This window comes from Bacillus cereus group sp. BfR-BA-01309 (assembly GCF_022664315.1).
In the GTDB taxonomy this organism is placed as follows: Bacteria; Bacillota; Bacilli; order Bacillales; family Bacillaceae_G; genus Bacillus_A; species Bacillus_A mobilis.
Genome location: NZ_JAKUHE010000007.1, coordinates 45,806 through 64,597, shown reverse-complemented (window position 1 = coordinate 64,597; position 18,792 = coordinate 45,806). Strand labels below are relative to the sequence as shown.

Here is an 18,792-nt window from a genome sequence, read left to right as displayed (position 1 = left end):
CTCATGCCTTTTCCTTCAATTGAAATGAATTTTTATCTTGTAAACTTTGAACAAATCGAAAACATTGCATCATCGATAATAAGACGATCACGATCATAATTATACTAACAACTACTATTGCATATATTGTAATCGGCGCACTATTTATCCCTTGTATTCCTGCTATTTTCATAAAAATAATCGTAAATAATTTCAAAAATAACATCCCATTAACTAATCCAAAAACAAACGCTGCTCCATAAATAAATAGTTGCTCCTGACATAATAAACATATTGCGTTCCTATTCTCTGCTACATAAGATTTAATTTCTTCTTTCCTCACTTGCAGAAGAGAAAACGTTATTTTATATGTAGTGAAAATACATATAAAAATGAATATAAGAAACAGTGTATAGAAACACATTTGAAATAAAAGTATAGTCCCTAATTCCTCAACAACTACTTCATTAAATTGGAGCGATATCATAAAAAATAAAATCATAGTACTCATAGCAACCCACATGAATTGCTTCATCCTTTTGGCAGCAAATGTTCTTATATTTTTTCTCACTAACTGACATAAAGACATATGTTCTTCCCCTACCTTACTTCATAACAAACTCATTCTATACTACTAGTGTATAAAAATATGACATTTTAAACATCGCACTACAATCTGAATTTGTTCTAAGTCTTTAGTCCTAGAAAATAAAATGGTAAAAAAATCATATTAAGAATATAATTGTAAAAAGGAGGGGTTGCATGCGTATAAAAGTACTATCAATCTTGTTTTTATTATTTCTCACAAGTTGTAGCCCACTTAAACACAATGAGATCGCGATTGTTGAGCCATACAAATTAACAGAAGAGCAATCTTCTATTTTACAAATGACCCCTTTTCAAGAAGGAAACAGCATATTTTATAGCGTTACACTTAAAAATGAAAAAGATGAAATACATGCTACAATTGATCATTATCAAAATGGTAAAAAAACAAACGAAATTGTGAATACAGCTACCTCACATTTTCCAAAAAAGAAAGTAAAGCTTTCTTTTTTACCACCTCAATCCCAACTCGATAAATATATACAAGTGCAAAAACATTGGTATGTTAATATTGAAGGTAGTTCCATGCTCGTTCCTGAAGAAGCACCTCCAAGTATAAATAGCTCTGCATCTACTACTCTTCAATCTGCTATAAAATTAAAATATAATCAAAAAACGACTTTAACAGCTATAATAAAAACGAATAAAGAAACCGTAAGAATCCCAATGCTTGAGGAAAAAAATGCTATTGACCAACTATTACAAGAAAACGAACATGTTTATCTCTTTAGTATAGAACTAAAAAAAGCAAACTAAAGCGGAAATGCAATACTATTGCATTTCCGCTTTAGTGTTTAACGAGGTGTACTTTTAAACAAATTAATTAATCTCATCCTCAACTTCTATTCTTTTCTTCTCTCTTGAAATTTTTAAAAACTCTAAAAGTTCTGGATTAGTATTCATTTTTTTGTACGCTACTGACATTTCTGCAACAAAATTCGAATCATATAACTCTTTATATACGACTTCTGTTTTATACAATTTATTTGCCGATACAGGTATTACCGTAATTCCAATTCCTGCCGCTACAAGTCCCATAACTGTTTGATATTCTGTCGCTTCTTGTACAATATGTGGACTAAACCCAACGTCACGGCAAAGTGATAATATTGTATCGTATAACGCTGGCCATACGGGCCTTGTAATAAATACAAACGGTTCGTCTCTTAAATCTTCAATATGTATTTCATCCTTTTCAGCAAGTGGATGTGCCTTCGGTAAACATAACGTACAAGAAAGCCTTTGAATTGGTTCTAACTCTAGCAATTGTGTTGGAATTGGCGGACGTAAAAACCCAATATCAATACGGTTATCGTGAAGTGCATGCACCTGATCTGGTGTTGACAGTTCATGTAGTGCAACAGACACTCTCGGAAATTTCTTTCTATACTCCCTTACGATAGATGGTAAAATATCATATATCGCCGCACCTACAAAACCAATTGAAAGTGAGCCCACTTCTCCCCTTTGGGCACTTTGTGCGATTTCTACTGCTTTTTCAATTTGTTCAAACGCTTTTTTTACTTCTTTTAAAAACATTTCTCCAGCTTCTGTTAATTCAACCTTTCTCTTTGTTCTTGAAAATAACATAACTCCCATTTCTTTTTCTAATTGCTGAATTTGTTGACTAAGCGGTGGTTGTGTCATTTGTAAACGAGCAGCTGCTCGTCCAAAGTGTAACTCCTCTGCCACTACAACAAAATATTGCAAATGCCGTAATTCCATTTTGGACACCCTTTTCACTTTCGATTAATACATCTAATATATTAATAACATATAATTTATATATTAGACAAACTTTTTGAATGAACGTATAGTAGAAATTGTTAATTCTTTTTTACAATTTTCATGTAAAAAAAGGAAGGGGTGGTTACTGTATGAAATGGTGGAAATTAAGCGGACAAATCTTATTATTATTTTGTTTCGCTTGGACAGGTGAATGGATTGCAAAACAGGCACACCTCCCAGTTCCAGGAAGTATAATCGGTATTTTTTTATTGTTAATTTCATTAAAATTTAACCTAGTTAAAAAAGAGTGGATACAGGACGGAGCAGACTTTTTATTAAAAGAACTTATTTTATTTTTTATTCCTTCTGCAGTCGCTGTCATACGCTACAAAGATACACTATCACAATATGGAATCGATCTCATTTTAATTATTATGATTAGTACTCTTTGCGTTACCTTAGTTACAGGACTCTTAACAGAATTGCTACTAAAGCGGAAAGGATCAACACAATGATCGGCTTTCTTTGTTTACTATTAACACTATTCACATATTGGATATCGAAGAAAATGTATCAACGCTGGAATTGGAGCTTACTTTCTCCTCTTCTCGTCTGTCCTATTATTTTAATTGCGTTATTACTCGGACTAGACACACCTTATGAAACATATGAAACAGGTGGGCAATGGTTAACAGAATTATTAAAGCCTGCAACAGTTGCTTTTGCATGGCCAATCTATAAATACTTTGACTTACTCAAGAAACATGGAATAGCCATCTTACTTAACGTCATTGTCGGCTCGTTTTTATCAGTTATTACTTCAGCACTACTAGCAAATTATTTTCAAATTGATTCATCGTTAGAACATAGTTTAGCACCTCATATTGTAACGACACCAATTGCAATGGCTATTTCAGAAATGATTGGTGGTATGTCACAATTAACGGCCGTATTTGTTGTTTTAACTGCGTTAACAGGGGCACTGCTCGGTCCTTCTCTCATACGCATATGTCGTATTAAAACAGCACTCGCAAAAGGCATTATGTTAGGCACGAGTGCAAATGGAACCGGTACATCAAAAGCATTCGAAATCGGTCCTGTAGAAGGAACGATTGCAAGTTTATCTATGCTTTTAACAGCGGGAGCTAGTTTAGTTATCGTTCCGCTTTTCTTATCGTGGATACATTAAAAAAGCAAGTGTTTAAACACTCGCTTTTTTATTTATATATTTATTTAAGATATCATAATCCTCCGGGAAAGAAAGCGTTAATTCCTTTATTTCATCTATCCTCTTCCATGCAATTTCATATATTAATTCATCAGGATCTTGGATCTTCATACTACCGCCTATTTTTTTTACAAAGTAATAATGAACATACACAGGAACCCCGTATGTAATACCTTCTTTTTCATATATTTTACTTACAACTTCCACATTGTAACCTGTTTCTTCCCAAACTTCTCGAATACAACATTCTTCTAGTGTTTCTCCCTTTTCAAGCCCGCCACTTGGGACAGACCACCTTTTTTCTTCACCCTTTTTCCCTTGCAACACCATTAAAACTTCATTTCTTTCGTTTACACATACTGCCGCACAACCTACCCATCTTTCCATATACATCCCTCCCCTACTACAATTCGTCTTCCTTTTTATTTTCCCCTTGAAAAAAGAGGAAAATAGTAAAACAATGACGAAAGTTTACATCAACTTCATAGACAATCCCTTCTTAGAAATTAAAAACGGAAGGATGAAAATATGATTTCTAAATATGTTGTGGAATGTGTCTTTTGTGAAGAAAATCGAAAACCGCGCCAAGCTATCGTAACAGTTCCCGCCACTACTCAGCTACTAGCCATTGAAAAAGTACGTGCGGAATGTAAACGTCGTTTCGGAAAAGCTTTACTATTGCAAACAGAAATTAAAGAAGAAATAACTTTTGAACAAAAAGAAAGCCGACCATAAATTGGTCAGCTTTCTTATCCGATCATATTTTCACATGAAGATTAGGGGCATCCTCTTTAAGGATCGGGATTTTCCCATTATGTACGTTCCATAATGGTCATCGAACAATATATTTCTATGCAATTAATTATTGAATAGAATAGGGCAAAACTTGTTCGCATTTTTAGAAAAGGGATAGGGATATAATTCAAGTAGCACTTCGAATACTCGAACTTTACACTCATTATATTAAAGCAAATGCTTTTATATGGGAAATATGAATTACTTACATAATTCATTCGTAAAACATATTAGTTTGCTATATTATTTTTATTCCATCCATAACATACATCCAGCAAAAACTAGTGTCATAATCATTGAAAACTTCAAAAGCACCCTGAACGGATGCTTTCATACTTGTCTAGATTGATACTATGTACTTAATCTTGATTAATCAAAATAACCGCAGGACCAGCGACTACTACTCCAGCTACTTCTATCTTTTCAAATTCCTTGACTGTAATAGATATAACCCCTTCTCGTTCCATCAGTTCTTTACTTAGGACATCAGTCGGTATAGCTTTCACCGTCTTACCTCCTCTTCATTTATACAATATGATAAAGTGAAAGTTTAATCAGTAAAGGTTTAGTCCACTCCGCACTGATTATAATCGGGTTTCCCGTTTATGCACGATAAAAAACAACCCAATGCATCTATATATATGCCTCACCTCCGCTTTCATTCCTTATTCCCTTCAAAACCCTTCTCTCCCTTCCGTAACATATTGAAAAATAAAAAAGAAGCTATAACATATAGCTTCTAAATTTATTTAATCTCTCTGTACCTTATATTTCAAAACTTTACCATCTTTATCAAATTGTAAAACAAGATGTTCACTATCTATAGAAATAAAACCACGTTCAGTTCCAAGATAGTACGAAGTGATAAACCCGTTTTCTCCATTTCTTGTTTCAGTAGGCGTTCCTAATAATTGTGTAATTTCTTCATTTGATTTCCCTGCTAATTTATATTTTCGCATTAGATCATCTACCATATGTACCCGTTTTTCTTCAGCATGTAACCACCGATCTTGATTAAACTTTGAGGTGTATGTATTCATACTTAATTGTGCAGTGCACACCAACAATAGAATACATCCTACTATCATTACACCTAGCATTTGCTTCTTTTCTGTATTACGATTTATAGACGTACGTAAGACGAACTTTTGAATCACAACTAATATAGCAAATGGCATGACTACTACAAACATACTTTTTACACTTACTGACATATGAACCGAATCAATAACAAACATAAACATAAAAAATACCCCTTAATATAGCACTCAGAAATCCCATCTCTTTTTAATTCATTTTATAATTCATCCGGTTAATGATTTCTCGGAGCTTTTCTAACTCTTGATCTGTATATATTACTTTTCCTGTTAAAATCTCATTTCTGAAGAACGTTACAATTTGCTCTCTATCTTTTAATCTCGGCGTTTTTTCTTCAGAAAGATCTAGCACTTCTTTCCCACTCTCATTATAAAAATATACAATCGGTTTTACGTTTTCCTTTACAATATCAACTTGGATTTCTTTCAAACAATTGTATAGAATATGAGATAGTTTCTTCGCTCTATATACTGGATTCCCTTCATTTTTCACTTGTATCGTTAATGACTCTTCACCTGTTATGCATTCAAACGTCTCTTCTTTCTCTTCCTCTTGTTGATACTTGCCAATTTCATCAATCATAAATGAATAAATACTAGCATTGTCTTTCGTTAAGCCATGAATTAATTTACCTGTCCATTCTTTCGTCTCAAGTAGATACATGCCCGTTTTACTTAAAACAAGATGATGAATTCGAAAATCATTTCCGCCGTGCTGATTTCTAATAAAAACATTCGGCATAATATGAAATTCATTATCTAGTATTATGCCTTGGTCTACAAAGCCTCGCTTCATATAATGTAATGTTTCGTGTGTATTCACTTCAGCTCCATTTTTCGTATACTCTCGCAAATTTGCAATTAATTGTTGAAACATATGTATTTCGTTACTATGCTTTTCTTGCACTTCACTACGTTCTTTACTATGTTGCACAGCTAATTGATTTTTCATCATACGCATATTTTCAAGTTCTCTAGCTGCACTTATTTGTAAATCATTGTATTTCTTCTGTTCCATACTTTTCAATGTATTTTGTTGTTCTTTATGCTCTGTAACCGTAGCTGCAATTTCAGTTTCATACGTTTCAATTGCTTGTTTCTTTTCAAACTCTACTTGCTGACTCTCTGATTCTAGCTGTTTATTTTTATAGAACAGAATGAATGCTACAGCTAATAATAATAAAATCACACCTATTAGCACATAATCCATATTTTTACTCCTTCATTTCATTTTCATTTATTTTTATAAACATCCATTATATTATACTATGCTTTCAATATACACTTTGTAAAAATTACATATTTTTAATGAAGCGAGACTGTATTCCCCATGCCCTACTGATCGTTTCAGCTTGCCCTCAAATAGCTGAATAAAAGGCATCTCAGGCGAGATACCTTTTACGTGCATTTTATTGTACACCATACTGAATATAACTTGGATCATAGTATATCCAGCCATTTCCACCTAAACCAAGCCATCCATCTTGCTTACACCATACTCTATAAGCCTCACCATGATGTAACTGTCTTATAACATTTCCATTTATTGATGGAGCATCCCGCAGATTCACGTTATCACCAGTAATAGTCGCCACATAATGTTTATACTGAATGTAACTTGGATCATAGTATATCCATTCATTTCCACCTAAAGCAAGCCAGCTACCTTGTTCGTTCAAAACTTCATACGATTCTCCTCTATTTAGCTGGCGGATTACACTAGATTGTAAAGATGGTCCACTCCGTAAATTTACATTATCGCCATTAATTACAGCAACGCCGTAGACTGCAGTAGCAGTACTAGGCGGGGAAACATTTCCACCACCATTTGTTCCATTCCCCTGCAAAGCTTCTAATGAAACAGCTGCTGATACGTCACAATTTCCTCCTACACCTGAAATTTGTCCTGAATCTGTGTATTGCCACGCTGTCCACTCCGTCCATCCGCCAGCATCAGCAGGCGGCGTACTAGAATATCTGGAAATCCAAAGTGGTATATCACTTAACCCGCTAATTCCGAACTCATTAATATACCAAACTCCTGTATATAACATAACATCTTTTCCAGTAGCCTGTTTCACATAATTTATGAAACTTCTTGCCCAATTAGATATAGCAGTACCAGTTAAATTACTATTACTCGGATCTACCGGTGATTCTAAATCTAGAACTGGCATTAAGTCTGTCTGATTGCTTTGTAATATGTTTACAAAATGTTTCGCTTCTGAAATTGCATCATTTAGTTCTGGATGTGCAAAATGGTATGCACCGATTAATACATTCGCATTTCGCGCTGATTGTACATTTTGAACCAAAGTAGGATCAAGATTATTCACACCTTCTGTCGCTTTTGCATACGCCGCTGAAATACCGGACCCCTTCACTGCATTCCAATCAATATTCCCTTCCCAATGAGACACATCGATAAACGTAATATTTGAACTAGATCTATCTTGCATATAAAAGCTCCTATCAATTTTTTTCATTTCGTATACATACAATATGTACAACTTTATTAAAGGGTCACGACGTTTATACTATAGACATAGAGAGCAAACATATTTTATAAAAAAAAAGTAAAAGGCCTTGTAATTACAAGGCCTTTTGTAAGCTTCCTTTATTTTGGAGTAAATACATATTATAATACAACCCTTGTTCACTCAGTAATTCTTGATGTGTACCTCTTTCTACTATTTCTCCATCATGCATAACAAAGATTTGATCCGCATCTTGAATTGTAGATAATCTGTGCGCAATGGCTATCGTCGTTCTCCCTTTTCTCATTTGCTGTAATGCTGTTTGAATTGCATCTTCTGTTTCTGTATCAATATTAGCTGTTGCTTCATCTAATACTAATACTTTCGGATTCGTTGCTATCGTTCTAGCAAAAGCAATTAATTGGCGTTGACCACTAGAAAATGCAACTCCTCTTTCTACTACTTCTGTTTCATACTGCTCTGGTAATTTTTCAATAAACGTATTGGCTTGCACAAATTGTGCCGCTTCTTTTACTTCTTCATCCGTAATTTCTTCATTGTACATACGAATATTTTGTTTTACATTTCCCGCAAATAAAAATGCATCTTGCAATACGAGTCCTATTTTCTTTCTAATCTCTCGTTCTTCAAACCCCTCTAAATCCACACCATCTATTACAATATTTCCGGACTTAATATTATAAAATCGCATTAATAAATTCATAATGGTACTTTTTCCGCTACCAGTGTGCCCAACGAAAGCAACCGTTTGCCCTTGTTTCACTTGAAAAGATACATTTTTTAAAACATCACGTTTTCCATCATACGAAAAAGTAACATTTTTAAATTCAATTTCTCCATTAACAACTTGAGGATTTCCATCCCCTTTTTGAACTGGCGCTAAATCTTTCTCATCCATTAAATGAAATACACGTGATGATGAAACAAGTGCCTGTTGGAAAAATGATAATTTCATCATCATCTCGTTTACAGGCTGGAAGAAACGATGTATATAGTTAACAAACGCATATAGAACCCCTACTTCAACAGGACTCTTCAGCGCATCAATTCCAAATAAACCAAGTACTAACGCAATTGCTATAATATGAACTAAATCCGTTGCTGGGCGTAAAAGTAATGCGTCTAACTTTAACGTCCGTCGCCCTGCACTATAATGTTTATTATTCACTTCTTCAAACTCTTTTCTCATACGCTTTTCTTGTCTGAACACTTGAACAATATTCATTCCTTGAATAGACTCATTTAACTTTGCATTTAACACGCTCAATTGATTACGCACTTCTAAATAAAAAGCTGCACTTTTTCGGCGATATAGCACCATAATTCCAAACATGATCGGAATTAATACGAGAGAAAGTAGAGCAAGTTTTACATTTAATAAAAACATTGCTACTAAAATACCTATTAAAAAGACTACATTTTTGACAAATGTGGATAATACACTGACATAAAAGTCTTTAATTGCTTCCGTATCATTCGTTATGCGCGATACGAGCGTACCAATCGGCGTACGATCAAAGAAACTTAATGATAACTTTTGAACATGATCATATACCTCAACACGCATATCTTGAACAATTTTAAAAGCGATATTTTGAAAATACAATAAGTCTAAATAAGTAAATAATACTTTTAATAAGTGAGCAATTAGATATACAACAAATAGAGTAACAAGTGCCGATTGATCAAAGTTTCGTGGTACTAAATGTTCATCAAGAAATTGTTTAATTAAAAAAGGACCCATCATTTCAGTTACTGTTGCACCAACTAAAAAGATAAATGCTAAAGATAGCAACCCCTTATATGGCTTCATATAAGAAAGCAATCTACTTAAATCACTCTGCTTCTTCTCAGTCATCATACGCCTCCTTTCTCAACTAATGCTTCTAACTGCTGGCTCTCATACATCTCTTTATACCAACCGTTTTCTTCCATTAATTGCTCATGTGTACCTCGTTGCACAATTCTACCTTCATCCACAACAAGTATAAGATTAGCATGTTGAATTGCACTTAAACGATGAGCAGTAATAATCGTCGTTTTCCCTGCTCTTTCCCTCTTTAATGCATTTAAAATCGTTTCTTCTGTTTTTGCATCTACTGCTGATAAACAATCATCTAAAATTAAAATTTCTGCATTTGTTAATAAAGCACGCGCAATAGAAATCCTCTGTTTTTGGCCTCCAGATAACGAAACACCTCTTTCTCCTACTACTGTTTCATACCCTTCTGAAAATTGGAGGATATCATCATGAATACAAGCAATCTCTGCCGCTCGGGTAATTTCATTATATGTAGCATCCGCCTTTCCGAAGGCAATATTTTCCCCAATACTCGCTGAAAATAAAAAATGATCTTGCGGCACGTATGAAATGGCAGAACGGACACCGTAAAGTGTTACATCGCGAATATCCCGCTCCCCAACTTTTAATCCACCATTAAAATGATCATACTCCCGAATTAGACATTTTAATAAAGTCGTTTTCCCTGCACCTGTACGTCCGACAACTCCTAATGTTTCACCCTTCTTTAAATCAAAATGAACATCTTCTAGCTGTAACAGTTCATTTTTCTTATAGGAAAATGAACCAACCGCAAATGTAACATCACCACTCGCTATTGTATGCACGGCATCTTCTCTATTTACTACATCTGATTTTTGAGAGAGAATTTTTTCTACACGGTCATACGAAGCACGCCCACGCTCCATAATATTAAACAACCATCCAAAGGCTAACATTGGCCAAACGAGGGTACCTAAATACGTTGTAAACGTAACGAGATCACCTACAGTTAGTTCCCCTCTCACAACTAATACTGATCCGTAACACACTGCAATTAAAAAAGAAAATCCAACGATAAGTGAGATTGTCGGATCGAACAACGAATCAATACGTGCGACTAACATATTTTTATGTACAACATCTTCTGACTTTTTTCGGAATGCTTGTAAATCTTCTTTCTCTTGTCCAAGTGATCGAATTACCTTCATCCCACTCATACTCTCTTGCACTTTATCATTGATTTCCGAAAACGATTGCTGCGCTTTATGAAACCTTTTATGTAATAACGTTCCATAATAATTTGTCGAAATCGCTACAATCGGCATTGGAATTAAGCTTAACAATGTTAACTTCCAACTAATTGTAAAACCCATCGCTACGAGTACACATCCCCCAACCGCTAATGAGTCAACCAGTGTTAAAACGCCCGATCCAGCAGTTTGTTGAATCGCCTGAATATCATTGGTCGCATGCGCCATCAAATCACCCGTACGACGTGATTGATAAAAAGATGGGCTCATCTTTGTAAAATGTTCATATAAATTCTTTCGTAATTGACGAGCTAGTTTTAACGAAGATCCAAAAATCATAATACGCCATAAATAACGTAATATGTACATAGTAATCCCTACAACTACTAACAAAACAACCCACTTCAACAACTTCTCAGATGTTAATGTTCCATTATTAATTTCATCTACTACAATACCTAGTACTTTCGGGGCTACAAGTTCAAGAAGCGCGACACCAAATAACATAATAATTCCGATTATGTACGCTCGTTTTTCTTGTTTAAAAAACCAAGCTAAATTAATAAATACCTTCATTCTTCTCCTCCTCCCTTAAAATGAGCGATGTTTTCAGTTTACCAAAGATGCAGAATTTTTAAAAGTTTTAAACACTTTAAAAGTCCAATAAGAAAGGGCACTCTTATCGAGTGCCCTTTAGCGCTTATTTTGTTTGTTGCTTGCTCATCGCGCTCATCATTTGATTGATTTTCTTTTGGGAAGGTTTTTGTCCCATTTGCATCATCATCATTTTTAACATTTGTTCATTAATTGGTGGATTTTTTTCTAAGTAGTTCATCATGTATTTGCGGGCAATGAAAAATCCTAACGCCACGCCTGCTACTAGTGCTACTACGCCCACTAGAATACCTAACCAAATTGGCATATATTTTCCTCCTTCATGTTGTCTACCTTACAGTGTACTAAAACCTTTTCAATAAGACAAGATACAATTCGACATTTTTTACACATATGTTCGTACTTGTTTTAGAGGATTCAGCCATCCGTACTTTGTATTTTCATAATCCATAGCTAAAAATGTTAATTCACACTTTCTCAACACCTCAAAGAAAGTCGTTTCCATAGAAACGTTTCCAGAGGTATTCATCCGAATATAGTGCGGTTTCACCATTATTTCGCCGTATTCCGCCCCTGTATAAAGTGTATGTGTATGGAGTGTTCGATCATATTTACCAAGAACACGCAAAGCTTGTTCTAATTTATGATGAATTTTCATTACTTGTAATGGCCTCGTTATATACATCATTTGTTTGTATAACACTTTTTTCTCCGAAAGGGACCCAGATTCTGAAAATCGAGCAAATAAATCAAAAAACAAATATTCACGACCAAAGTAAGCTTTCGCAATATCCTCTTGAATTAAATACAATTCATACGTTTTCATCTTTTGCCTCCCAATCTGGACAACCTTTTCCCTTCATTATATAGAAGAAATTTTGCAATGATTGTCTGACTGCGGAGAGATAAAAAACTTTTTCTGTCGAAAAAACTCATTTACATAGAAAAACCTCTCCATGCCGGAGAGATTTTTCTAAAATCATTAAAGCATTTCTTTTACTTTACGAACAACGTTCTCTACAGTAAATCCATACTCTTCCATAATCTTCTCACCAGGAGCAGAAGCACCGAATGTATCGATACCTAACACATCTCCGTCAAGACCTACGTAACGGTGCCATCCGAATGTAGCACCCATTTCGATTGCGAAACGTTTTGTTACTGCTTTTGGTAATACAGATTCTTTGTACTCAGCAGTTTGAGCTTCAAAACGATCCATAGATGGCATGCTGACAACAGCTGCATCAACGCCGTCTACTGCTAGAGCTTTTTGTGCTTCAACAGCTAGACTTACTTCAGATCCAGTTGCAAGTAAGATTACATCAGCTGTTTCTTTCTTGCTCGCAGAAACTACATATGCACCTTTTGCTACTTTTTCATACGTATCGTCTTTTGCACCTTCTAATGTTGGAAGGTCTTGACGAGTTAATACTAAAGCAGTTGGTTTGTTTGTAGATTCTAGAGCTAGTCTCCAAGCTGCAACAGATTCGTTACCATCAGCTGGACGAATAACAGATACATTTGGCATTGCACGTAGCGCTGCTAATTGCTCGATTGGTTCATGTGTTGGACCATCTTCACCAACAGCGATACTGTCGTGTGTGAATACATACGTTACTGGCAATTGCATTAATGCTGCAAGACGAATTGCTGGGCGTAAGTAGTCAGAGAATACGAAGAACGTACCACCGTAAGTTTTTAAACCGCCATGTAGTGCAATACCGTTCATTGCTGCACCCATTGCGAACTCACGTACACCGTACCAAATGTTTTTTCCGCTGTAATCATCTCTTGTAAAGTCTTTTTCGTTATTCATGTATGTTTTGTTAGAACCAGCAAGGTCAGCAGATCCACCGAAGAATGATGGTACAGACTCTGCAATTGCATTAATTACAGCACCTGAAGAATTACGAGTTGCTGCTTTTGATCCTAATTCATAAGTTGGTAAGTTTTGCTCCCAACCTTCTGGAAGAAGACCATTCATTGCCGCTTGTAATTCGTTTGCTAATTCTGGGTATGCTTGTGCATATTCACCTAGCATCGTGTTCCACGCTGCTTGCGCAGTTTCACCAACATCTTGTACAGTTTTACGGAAGTTGTCATATACTTCTTCTGCTACATGGAAGTCTTGCTCAGCAGTCCAAGCATATGCTTCTTTCGTTAATTTTGTTTCGTCTACACCAAGTGGAGAACCATGTGAAGCTGATTTTCCTGATTTGTTTGGAGAACCGAAACCAATTGTCGTTCTTACTTCAATTAGCGTTGGGCGTTTTTCGTCAGCTTTCGCTTCTTCAATTGCTTTCGCGATAGCTTCAATATCGTTTCCATCCTCAACACGGATTACTTGCCATCCGTATGCTTTGTAACGATCTTCTACACTTTCAGAGAATGAACGATTTAAATCGCCATCTAATGAAATATCATTTGAATCGTAAAGCACAACAAGACGACCTAATTGTAAATGAGCAGCTAATGAAGATGCTTCAGCAGAAACGCCTTCCATTAAATCTCCATCACCACAAATAGCGTATGTATGATGATCTACTACATTATACGCATCACGGTTATATTTAGCCGCTAAATGTCTTTCAGCCATTGCCATACCTACAGCAGTTGCAATACCTTGTCCAAGTGGACCAGTAGTTGCGTCTACACCTGCTGTATGACCGTATTCAGGATGTCCTGGAGTTTTGCTTCCCCATTGACGGAAGTTCTTTAAGTCATCCATTGTTAGATCATAACCAGATAGGTGAAGTAGGCTGTATAATAACATTGAACCATGACCTGCAGATAATACGAAACGATCACGGTTAAACCACGTTGGGTTATTTGGATTGTGTTTCATAAATTGAGTCCATAATGTATAAGCCATTGGTGCTGCACCCATTGGCATTCCTGGGTGACCAGAGTTTGCTTTTTCAATCGCATCGATGGATAATGTGCGAATCGTGTTGATAGAAAGTTGTTCGATTGAATGTGACATGCTATTCTTCCCTTCGCTTATATTAGTAAACGTTTTATACATTTATATGATAGCTTCCCACGCAAGATTATACAACATGTATCGACAAATATGTTGATATTTTTTTGGTTTTTCATAAAAAAATCAAGGTTTTCAGGAATGTATGGGCATTCAATATGACATACTTTTTCATTGTTTTTATTTTAAAAAGAAAGGGAATTATCTGTATATTCATTCATCATTTTCAAATTCCATACTGCAAAATATATCCTTCCCCATTTTTCACTCTACGAAGCAAATAAATAACCGACTGTAAATCTTAGCATAATTTATCTCGATCAAATACGTATCTTTCATATTCTCCATCCGTATTTTTATCATTTTCCCATTGAAACTGTCCTGTCAATTCGATTGTTTCTGGCGCTAAAGAAAACATGCTAACTAGCGAACAAAATAACTGTTCTGCTATCACTGCCCCTTGCTGTTCTATTTTCGTAATACCATAATAGTGAATTCCAAATCCTTCTGCTCTTTTCGCTGGATAGTAGGTCGGAATCCAATGAGTAAAATCTAATAGATATACGATTAGCTCATCACTTAATACAACATACTCATCTATCGTTGCCTCTTCTTTATATAGAAAACAACGTTCAATCCAATCTATATCTATAAAATCCAATCCTTTTTTTCATTCGAAACAAATACAAACTCATGCTGTAAAGCCAAATTATCCCCCCTATTGCTCACATTTATTATTCTTATTATATAAAAAAGCACCTTTTATAGGTGCTTAAAATAAATTATACAATTTTCTTCCGTATCGAACTTGAAATAAAATCAATGATAATTACCATTAAAATGATGCCTAATAAAATAATACCCACACGAGACCAATTGCGTGAACTCAGTGCAAAAATTAGAGGCGTACCAATCCCACCTGCTCCAATAACACCTAAAATAGCAGCGGATCGTACATTAATTTCGAACCTGTATAACGTATACGATAGAAAATCCGGTAATACTTGTGGTAATACCGCATACCAAAGTATTTGGAAGCGATTTGCGCCTGTCGCTATTAACGCTTCCGTCGGTCCCTTATCTATATTTTCAATTCCTTCTGAATATAGTTTTCCTAACATCCCAATAGAGTGTAACCCTAAAGCTAGAACTCCAGCAAAAGAGCCTGGTCCAACAGCTTTTATAAATAAAAGCGCCATAACTAATTCCGGAAATGTACGAACAAAACTAAGTACAAACTTCCCAGTTCCTGCAGTTAATTTTCCACTGCTCATATTCGTTGCAGCCCAAAAAGCAAATGGAACAGATAAAAAGGCAGAAATAAATGTACCTAATATCGCAATTGCCAACGTATCAATTAAACCATGTAATAAATCTTCACCATCTGGCAAAGATACATACGACCAATCTGGATTCAATACACCTGTCATAATTGCTTTTGTAATTTCTCCTGCCGTATCTTTGATTCCCTCTAACGGGACTCCTGAAAAAGCCCATACATAAACAAATGCAAGTGCTATAAAAATAAACCAGCGATACATACTCGGTTTCTTCGGTTTTGGTACGATTAACGTCGTTTTACTCATTATAATTTCTCCCGCAACAATGTACTTACATAATCAATTAACAATACAACAACAAGGGTATAGATAATAATAGATGCGGTTTGTTGATATTGTAAAAACCCAAGTGTACGGTCATAATATAATCCAATACCGCCTGCCCCTACTAAACCTAAAACAGCTGCTGCACGTACGTTTACCTCAAATGTATAAAGAACATAGGAGACAAAATGTGCTTTCACTTGCGGAATTACCCCATACACAATCCATTGCACTTTATTTGCTCCTACTGCTGTCATCGCTTCTAATGGACCTGAATCAATCGATTCAATTGACTCATACAACAATTTCGCCACGAGCCCAATTGAGAAAAAAGTAAGAGCCAAAATACCTGGAAGTGGTCCTATTCCAAAAATAGCTACGAAAATTGCCGCTAATAATAAATCTGGTATCGTTCGGATAAAATTTAAAACCAATCGAGCTGGACCGTACAAAAATGTACTAGTAAACACATTACTTGCCGCAAATAGTGCCAGTGGAATAGCTAAAATCGCTCCTAAAGTCGTCCCAATAATCGCCATACGTATTGTATCTAACATCGCTGTTGTAATAACTTGAAAATAACTCCAATCAGGCGGCACCATCTCTTTTAACAAATCAATCATATTAGGAAAACCAACTACTAGTTTTGAAAATGATGCGTCGACCTGTACACTACTTCCCCACAACAGTAAAATGACTAGAATAGCCGTTAACATATGTTTCAACTTACTCGGCGGCTTCGGTATCGATTTCGAATATATCGTCACGTCATTCATTTAACTGCCACCTCTAATAATTCACTTTTCTGCGCTACGTCTCCATAAATTTCAGCAAATTTTTCATCCGTTGCTTCTTCTACTGATCCATCAAAAACAATTTCGCCTGCATGTAATCCAATAATGCGTGTCGCATATTGCCTAGCTAAATCAATAGAATGTAAGTTTACAATTGTTGTAATCCCAAAATCTTCATTAATTTTTTTCAAATCATCTAACACTTGCTTTGTTGTTAGCGGATCTAACGACGCAACAGGTTCATCTGCCAATATGATTTTCGCTTCTTGCGCCAACGCTCTAGCAATCGATACACGTTGCTGTTGTCCTCCTGATAATTCATCAGCTCGCGCATATGCTTTTTCTAAAATATTCACCCTTTTTAACGATTGAAAGGCAAGCTCCAAATCTTCTTTTGGAAATAGCCCTAACGTTGTACGCAGTGTCGAATGATACCCAACACGCCCCGCTAATACATTCTTCAATACCGTTGATCGCTTTACAAGATTAAAATTTTGAAAGATCATACCAATATCTCGGCGCATGCGGCGTAATCCTTTTCCTTTCGCTGCAGTAATAGACTCACCTTCAATCATAATTTCGCCTTCTGTAATCTCATGAAGGCGGTTTACCGATCTTAGAAGTGTAGACTTTCCAGCCCCAGACAGCCCTACCATTACAACAAACTCGCCTTTTTGAATGTTCAAGTTTATATTATTCAATCCTTTTGTACCATTCGGATACACTTTGGAAACATTTCGAAACTCTATCACACATCTTACCTACCTTCTATGTATTCAAAACGGCAAACTAACTGAAAATAAATCCTTCCAGTTAGCCGCCATTTCCATATGTATTATTGCGTTTTTACTTTCTTTCCATATTCACGAACGATATCAAATTTACTATCATCAGATTTAACATAGCCTTCATGTGAATATACTTCTTTAATGATTTTGTGACCTTCCTCATTCTTTCCTATTTCAATGAAAGCATCCTGTAATTTCTTGCTCCACTCTTCATCTAAATCAGAGCGTACCGAAATCGTATCGTTCGGAATTTTCTCTGTAAATTTCACTATTTTCGTTTGATCAAATATATTCGGATAATCTTTTTTCACAATATTACGAGCATCTTGGAATACAACCGCTGCATCTACATCACCATTTAAAAGAGCAATAAGCGACTGATCGTGACCTTTTAATGTAACAGGTTTCACATCCTTTAACGGATCAACACCCTCTTTTAACAATACAGCCGCAGGCCATACGTATCCCGCTGATGACGTTACATCTTGATAACCAATTTTTTTACCTTTTAAATCTTTTACACTATTAATATTTGAATCTTTCTTAACTACAAACTCAGATTTATAAAAGTCTACTAAATCCTTTGTAGGAGCTCCGGTTTCATCATCCACCCCAAAACGTTGTGCTTGTAAAATTACGTTTGCAGCCTTTTTCTCATGTGCTAGCACATATGCTGTTGGTGGTAAAAAGCCTACATCTACTTGCTTAGATGCCATCGCTTCTACAATTGTATTGTAATTCGTTGAAATACTAACTTTTACCGGGATATTTAATTTATCACTTAATAGCTTTTCCAATGGTTTCGCCTTCGCCTCTAACGTATCTGCATTTTGAGAAGGAACAAATTGTACATTTAACGTCTTCGGTACATAACCTTTTTTCGTATCTTCAGTTTTACTTGCACTAGATTCCTTCGTTCCACAGCCACTTAATAATCCCGCCGCCAGTACAACTGTCGTGCTCATTGCAAAAACTTTTTTCAACATATTAAAGCCTCCATTTTTGTTGTTATAAATTACCTTCCGTAAACATGAAGAAATATATCAC

General features: G+C 35.5%; 20 protein-coding genes and 1 pseudogene. 4 read left to right on the top strand and 17 right to left on the bottom strand.

The window, feature by feature from the left end:
- Position 1 precedes the first annotated feature (1 nt).
- Positions 2–568 (bottom strand): ABC transporter permease, encoded by a 567-nt coding sequence (locus MR115_RS14815; protein ID WP_242241800.1) that lies wholly within the window; start codon positions 566–568, stop codon positions 2–4.
- A 173-nt stretch (positions 569–741) separates the two neighbouring features.
- On the opposite strand from MR115_RS14815, the gene MR115_RS14810 reads away from it, so the two are divergent.
- Positions 742–1,341, top strand: coding sequence for a histidine kinase (locus MR115_RS14810; protein ID WP_242241799.1), 600 nt, complete (start codon positions 742–744; stop codon positions 1,339–1,341).
- Between the two features lie 63 nt (positions 1,342–1,404).
- On the opposite strand, the gene alsR is transcribed toward MR115_RS14810, so the two are convergent.
- A complete protein-coding gene (gene alsR, locus MR115_RS14805) occupies positions 1,405–2,310 on the bottom strand; it encodes an acetoin biosynthesis transcriptional regulator AlsR (protein WP_061677986.1) in 906 nt (301 codons plus the stop codon).
- A 152-nt stretch (positions 2,311–2,462) separates the two neighbouring features.
- On the opposite strand from alsR, the gene MR115_RS14800 reads away from it, so the two are divergent.
- A complete protein-coding gene (locus MR115_RS14800; RefSeq protein ID WP_000872363.1) occupies positions 2,463–2,828 on the top strand; it encodes a CidA/LrgA family holin-like protein in 366 nt (121 codons plus the stop codon).
- On the top strand, positions 2,825–3,502 hold the full coding sequence (locus tag MR115_RS14795; protein ID WP_000578956.1) for an LrgB family protein: 678 nt from the start codon (positions 2,825–2,827) through the stop codon (positions 3,500–3,502). Before MR115_RS14800 ends, MR115_RS14795 begins: the two co-directional genes overlap by 4 nt.
- Before the next feature lie 12 nt (positions 3,503–3,514).
- On the opposite strand, the gene MR115_RS14790 is transcribed toward MR115_RS14795, so the two are convergent.
- On the bottom strand, positions 3,515–3,928 hold the full coding sequence (locus MR115_RS14790; protein WP_242241798.1) for an NUDIX hydrolase: 414 nt from the start codon (positions 3,926–3,928) through the stop codon (positions 3,515–3,517).
- 141 nt (positions 3,929–4,069) lie between these two features.
- Here MR115_RS14790 and MR115_RS14785 point away from each other — a divergent pair, with 141 nt between their 5' ends.
- Entirely contained in the window at positions 4,070–4,276 is a 207-nt protein-coding gene (locus tag MR115_RS14785) for a DUF3903 domain-containing protein (protein ID WP_000624203.1), read from the top strand.
- Positions 4,277–4,695: 419 nt separating this feature from the next.
- Here MR115_RS14785 and MR115_RS14780 read toward each other — a convergent pair whose 3' ends face one another.
- The 14 genes and pseudogenes from MR115_RS14780 to MR115_RS14715 form a co-directional block, all read right to left on the bottom strand.
- Positions 4,696–4,842 (bottom strand): BC1881 family protein, encoded by a 147-nt coding sequence (locus MR115_RS14780; protein WP_000644411.1) that lies wholly within the window; start codon positions 4,840–4,842, stop codon positions 4,696–4,698.
- Between the two features lie 243 nt (positions 4,843–5,085).
- The gene (locus MR115_RS14775; RefSeq protein WP_242241797.1) at positions 5,086–5,580 is read right to left on the bottom strand and encodes a hypothetical protein; all 495 of its coding nucleotides are present in this window, start codon (positions 5,578–5,580) and stop codon (positions 5,086–5,088) included.
- 43 nt (positions 5,581–5,623) lie between these two features.
- On the bottom strand, positions 5,624–6,643 hold the full coding sequence (locus MR115_RS14770; RefSeq protein WP_242241796.1) for a nuclease-related domain-containing protein: 1,020 nt from the start codon (positions 6,641–6,643) through the stop codon (positions 5,624–5,626).
- Positions 6,644–6,842: 199 nt separating this feature from the next.
- Positions 6,843–7,892 (bottom strand): GH25 family lysozyme, encoded by a 1,050-nt coding sequence (locus MR115_RS14765; protein WP_242241795.1) that lies wholly within the window; start codon positions 7,890–7,892, stop codon positions 6,843–6,845.
- A gap of 133 nt (positions 7,893–8,025) precedes the next feature.
- Positions 8,026–9,789, bottom strand: a complete 1,764-nt coding sequence (locus MR115_RS14760) for an ABC transporter ATP-binding protein (RefSeq protein WP_242241794.1) — start codon at positions 9,787–9,789, stop codon at positions 8,026–8,028.
- A complete protein-coding gene (locus MR115_RS14755; protein ID WP_242241793.1) occupies positions 9,789–11,540 on the bottom strand; it encodes an ABC transporter ATP-binding protein in 1,752 nt (583 codons plus the stop codon). The genes MR115_RS14760 and MR115_RS14755 overlap by 1 nt, the downstream gene beginning before the upstream one ends.
- Positions 11,541–11,664: 124 nt before the next feature.
- A complete protein-coding gene (locus MR115_RS14750) occupies positions 11,665–11,886 on the bottom strand; it encodes a YneF family protein (RefSeq protein ID WP_001123316.1) in 222 nt (73 codons plus the stop codon).
- Between the two features lie 78 nt (positions 11,887–11,964).
- On the bottom strand, positions 11,965–12,405 hold the full coding sequence (gene sirA, locus MR115_RS14745) for a sporulation inhibitor of replication protein SirA (RefSeq protein ID WP_061677979.1): 441 nt from the start codon (positions 12,403–12,405) through the stop codon (positions 11,965–11,967).
- Between the two features lie 156 nt (positions 12,406–12,561).
- The gene (gene tkt / locus MR115_RS14740) at positions 12,562–14,562 is read right to left on the bottom strand and encodes a transketolase (protein ID WP_000019749.1); all 2,001 of its coding nucleotides are present in this window, start codon (positions 14,560–14,562) and stop codon (positions 12,562–12,564) included.
- A 223-nt stretch (positions 14,563–14,785) separates the two neighbouring features.
- Positions 14,786–15,267: pseudogene (locus tag MR115_RS14735) on the bottom strand (coproporphyrinogen III oxidase).
- Positions 15,268–15,341: 74 nt separating this feature from the next.
- Complete coding sequence (phnE, locus tag MR115_RS14730) at positions 15,342–16,145, bottom strand: phosphonate ABC transporter, permease protein PhnE (protein WP_242241791.1); 804 nt, start codon at positions 16,143–16,145, stop codon at positions 15,342–15,344.
- The gene (gene phnE / locus MR115_RS14725; protein ID WP_073515966.1) at positions 16,145–16,939 is read right to left on the bottom strand and encodes a phosphonate ABC transporter, permease protein PhnE; all 795 of its coding nucleotides are present in this window, start codon (positions 16,937–16,939) and stop codon (positions 16,145–16,147) included. The genes phnE (MR115_RS14730) and phnE (MR115_RS14725) overlap by 1 nt, the downstream gene beginning before the upstream one ends.
- The gene (gene phnC / locus MR115_RS14720) at positions 16,936–17,709 is read right to left on the bottom strand and encodes a phosphonate ABC transporter ATP-binding protein (protein WP_061677974.1); all 774 of its coding nucleotides are present in this window, start codon (positions 17,707–17,709) and stop codon (positions 16,936–16,938) included. The genes phnE (MR115_RS14725) and phnC overlap by 4 nt, the downstream gene beginning before the upstream one ends.
- An 83-nt stretch (positions 17,710–17,792) precedes the next feature.
- Positions 17,793–18,731 (bottom strand): phosphate/phosphite/phosphonate ABC transporter substrate-binding protein, encoded by a 939-nt coding sequence (locus MR115_RS14715; RefSeq protein ID WP_000915073.1) that lies wholly within the window; start codon positions 18,729–18,731, stop codon positions 17,793–17,795.
- Positions 18,732–18,792: the final 61 nt, after the last annotated feature.

What these genes read in the sequence shown, in the direction of transcription:
- MR115_RS14815 (WP_242241800.1), bottom strand. Translation starts at nt 568, where the DNA reads ATGTCTTTATGTCAGTTAGTGAGAAAAAATATAAGAACATTTGCTGCC.
- MR115_RS14810 (WP_242241799.1), top strand. Translation starts at nt 742, where the DNA reads ATGCGTATAAAAGTACTATCAATCTTGTTTTTATTATTTCTCACAAGT.
- alsR (WP_061677986.1), bottom strand. Translation starts at nt 2,310, where the DNA reads ATGGAATTACGGCATTTGCAATATTTTGTTGTAGTGGCAGAGGAGTTA.
- MR115_RS14800 (WP_000872363.1), top strand. Translation starts at nt 2,463, where the DNA reads ATGAAATGGTGGAAATTAAGCGGACAAATCTTATTATTATTTTGTTTC.
- MR115_RS14795 (WP_000578956.1), top strand. Translation starts at nt 2,825, where the DNA reads ATGATCGGCTTTCTTTGTTTACTATTAACACTATTCACATATTGGATA.
- MR115_RS14790 (WP_242241798.1), bottom strand. Translation starts at nt 3,928, where the DNA reads ATGGAAAGATGGGTAGGTTGTGCGGCAGTATGTGTAAACGAAAGAAAT.
- MR115_RS14785 (WP_000624203.1), top strand. Translation starts at nt 4,070, where the DNA reads ATGATTTCTAAATATGTTGTGGAATGTGTCTTTTGTGAAGAAAATCGA.
- MR115_RS14775 (WP_242241797.1), bottom strand. Translation starts at nt 5,580, where the DNA reads ATGTTTATGTTTGTTATTGATTCGGTTCATATGTCAGTAAGTGTAAAA.
- MR115_RS14770 (WP_242241796.1), bottom strand. Translation starts at nt 6,643, where the DNA reads ATGGATTATGTGCTAATAGGTGTGATTTTATTATTATTAGCTGTAGCA.
- MR115_RS14765 (WP_242241795.1), bottom strand. Translation starts at nt 7,892, where the DNA reads ATGCAAGATAGATCTAGTTCAAATATTACGTTTATCGATGTGTCTCAT.
- MR115_RS14760 (WP_242241794.1), bottom strand. Translation starts at nt 9,789, where the DNA reads ATGACTGAGAAGAAGCAGAGTGATTTAAGTAGATTGCTTTCTTATATG.
- MR115_RS14755 (WP_242241793.1), bottom strand. Translation starts at nt 11,540, where the DNA reads ATGAAGGTATTTATTAATTTAGCTTGGTTTTTTAAACAAGAAAAACGA.
- MR115_RS14750 (WP_001123316.1), bottom strand. Translation starts at nt 11,886, where the DNA reads ATGCCAATTTGGTTAGGTATTCTAGTGGGCGTAGTAGCACTAGTAGCA.
- sirA (WP_061677979.1), bottom strand. Translation starts at nt 12,405, where the DNA reads ATGAAAACGTATGAATTGTATTTAATTCAAGAGGATATTGCGAAAGCT.
- tkt (WP_000019749.1), bottom strand. Translation starts at nt 14,562, where the DNA reads ATGTCACATTCAATCGAACAACTTTCTATCAACACGATTCGCACATTA.
- phnE (WP_242241791.1), bottom strand. Translation starts at nt 16,145, where the DNA reads ATGAGTAAAACGACGTTAATCGTACCAAAACCGAAGAAACCGAGTATG.
- phnE (WP_073515966.1), bottom strand. Translation starts at nt 16,939, where the DNA reads ATGAATGACGTGACGATATATTCGAAATCGATACCGAAGCCGCCGAGT.
- MR115_RS14715 (WP_000915073.1), bottom strand. Translation starts at nt 18,731, where the DNA reads ATGTTGAAAAAAGTTTTTGCAATGAGCACGACAGTTGTACTGGCGGCG.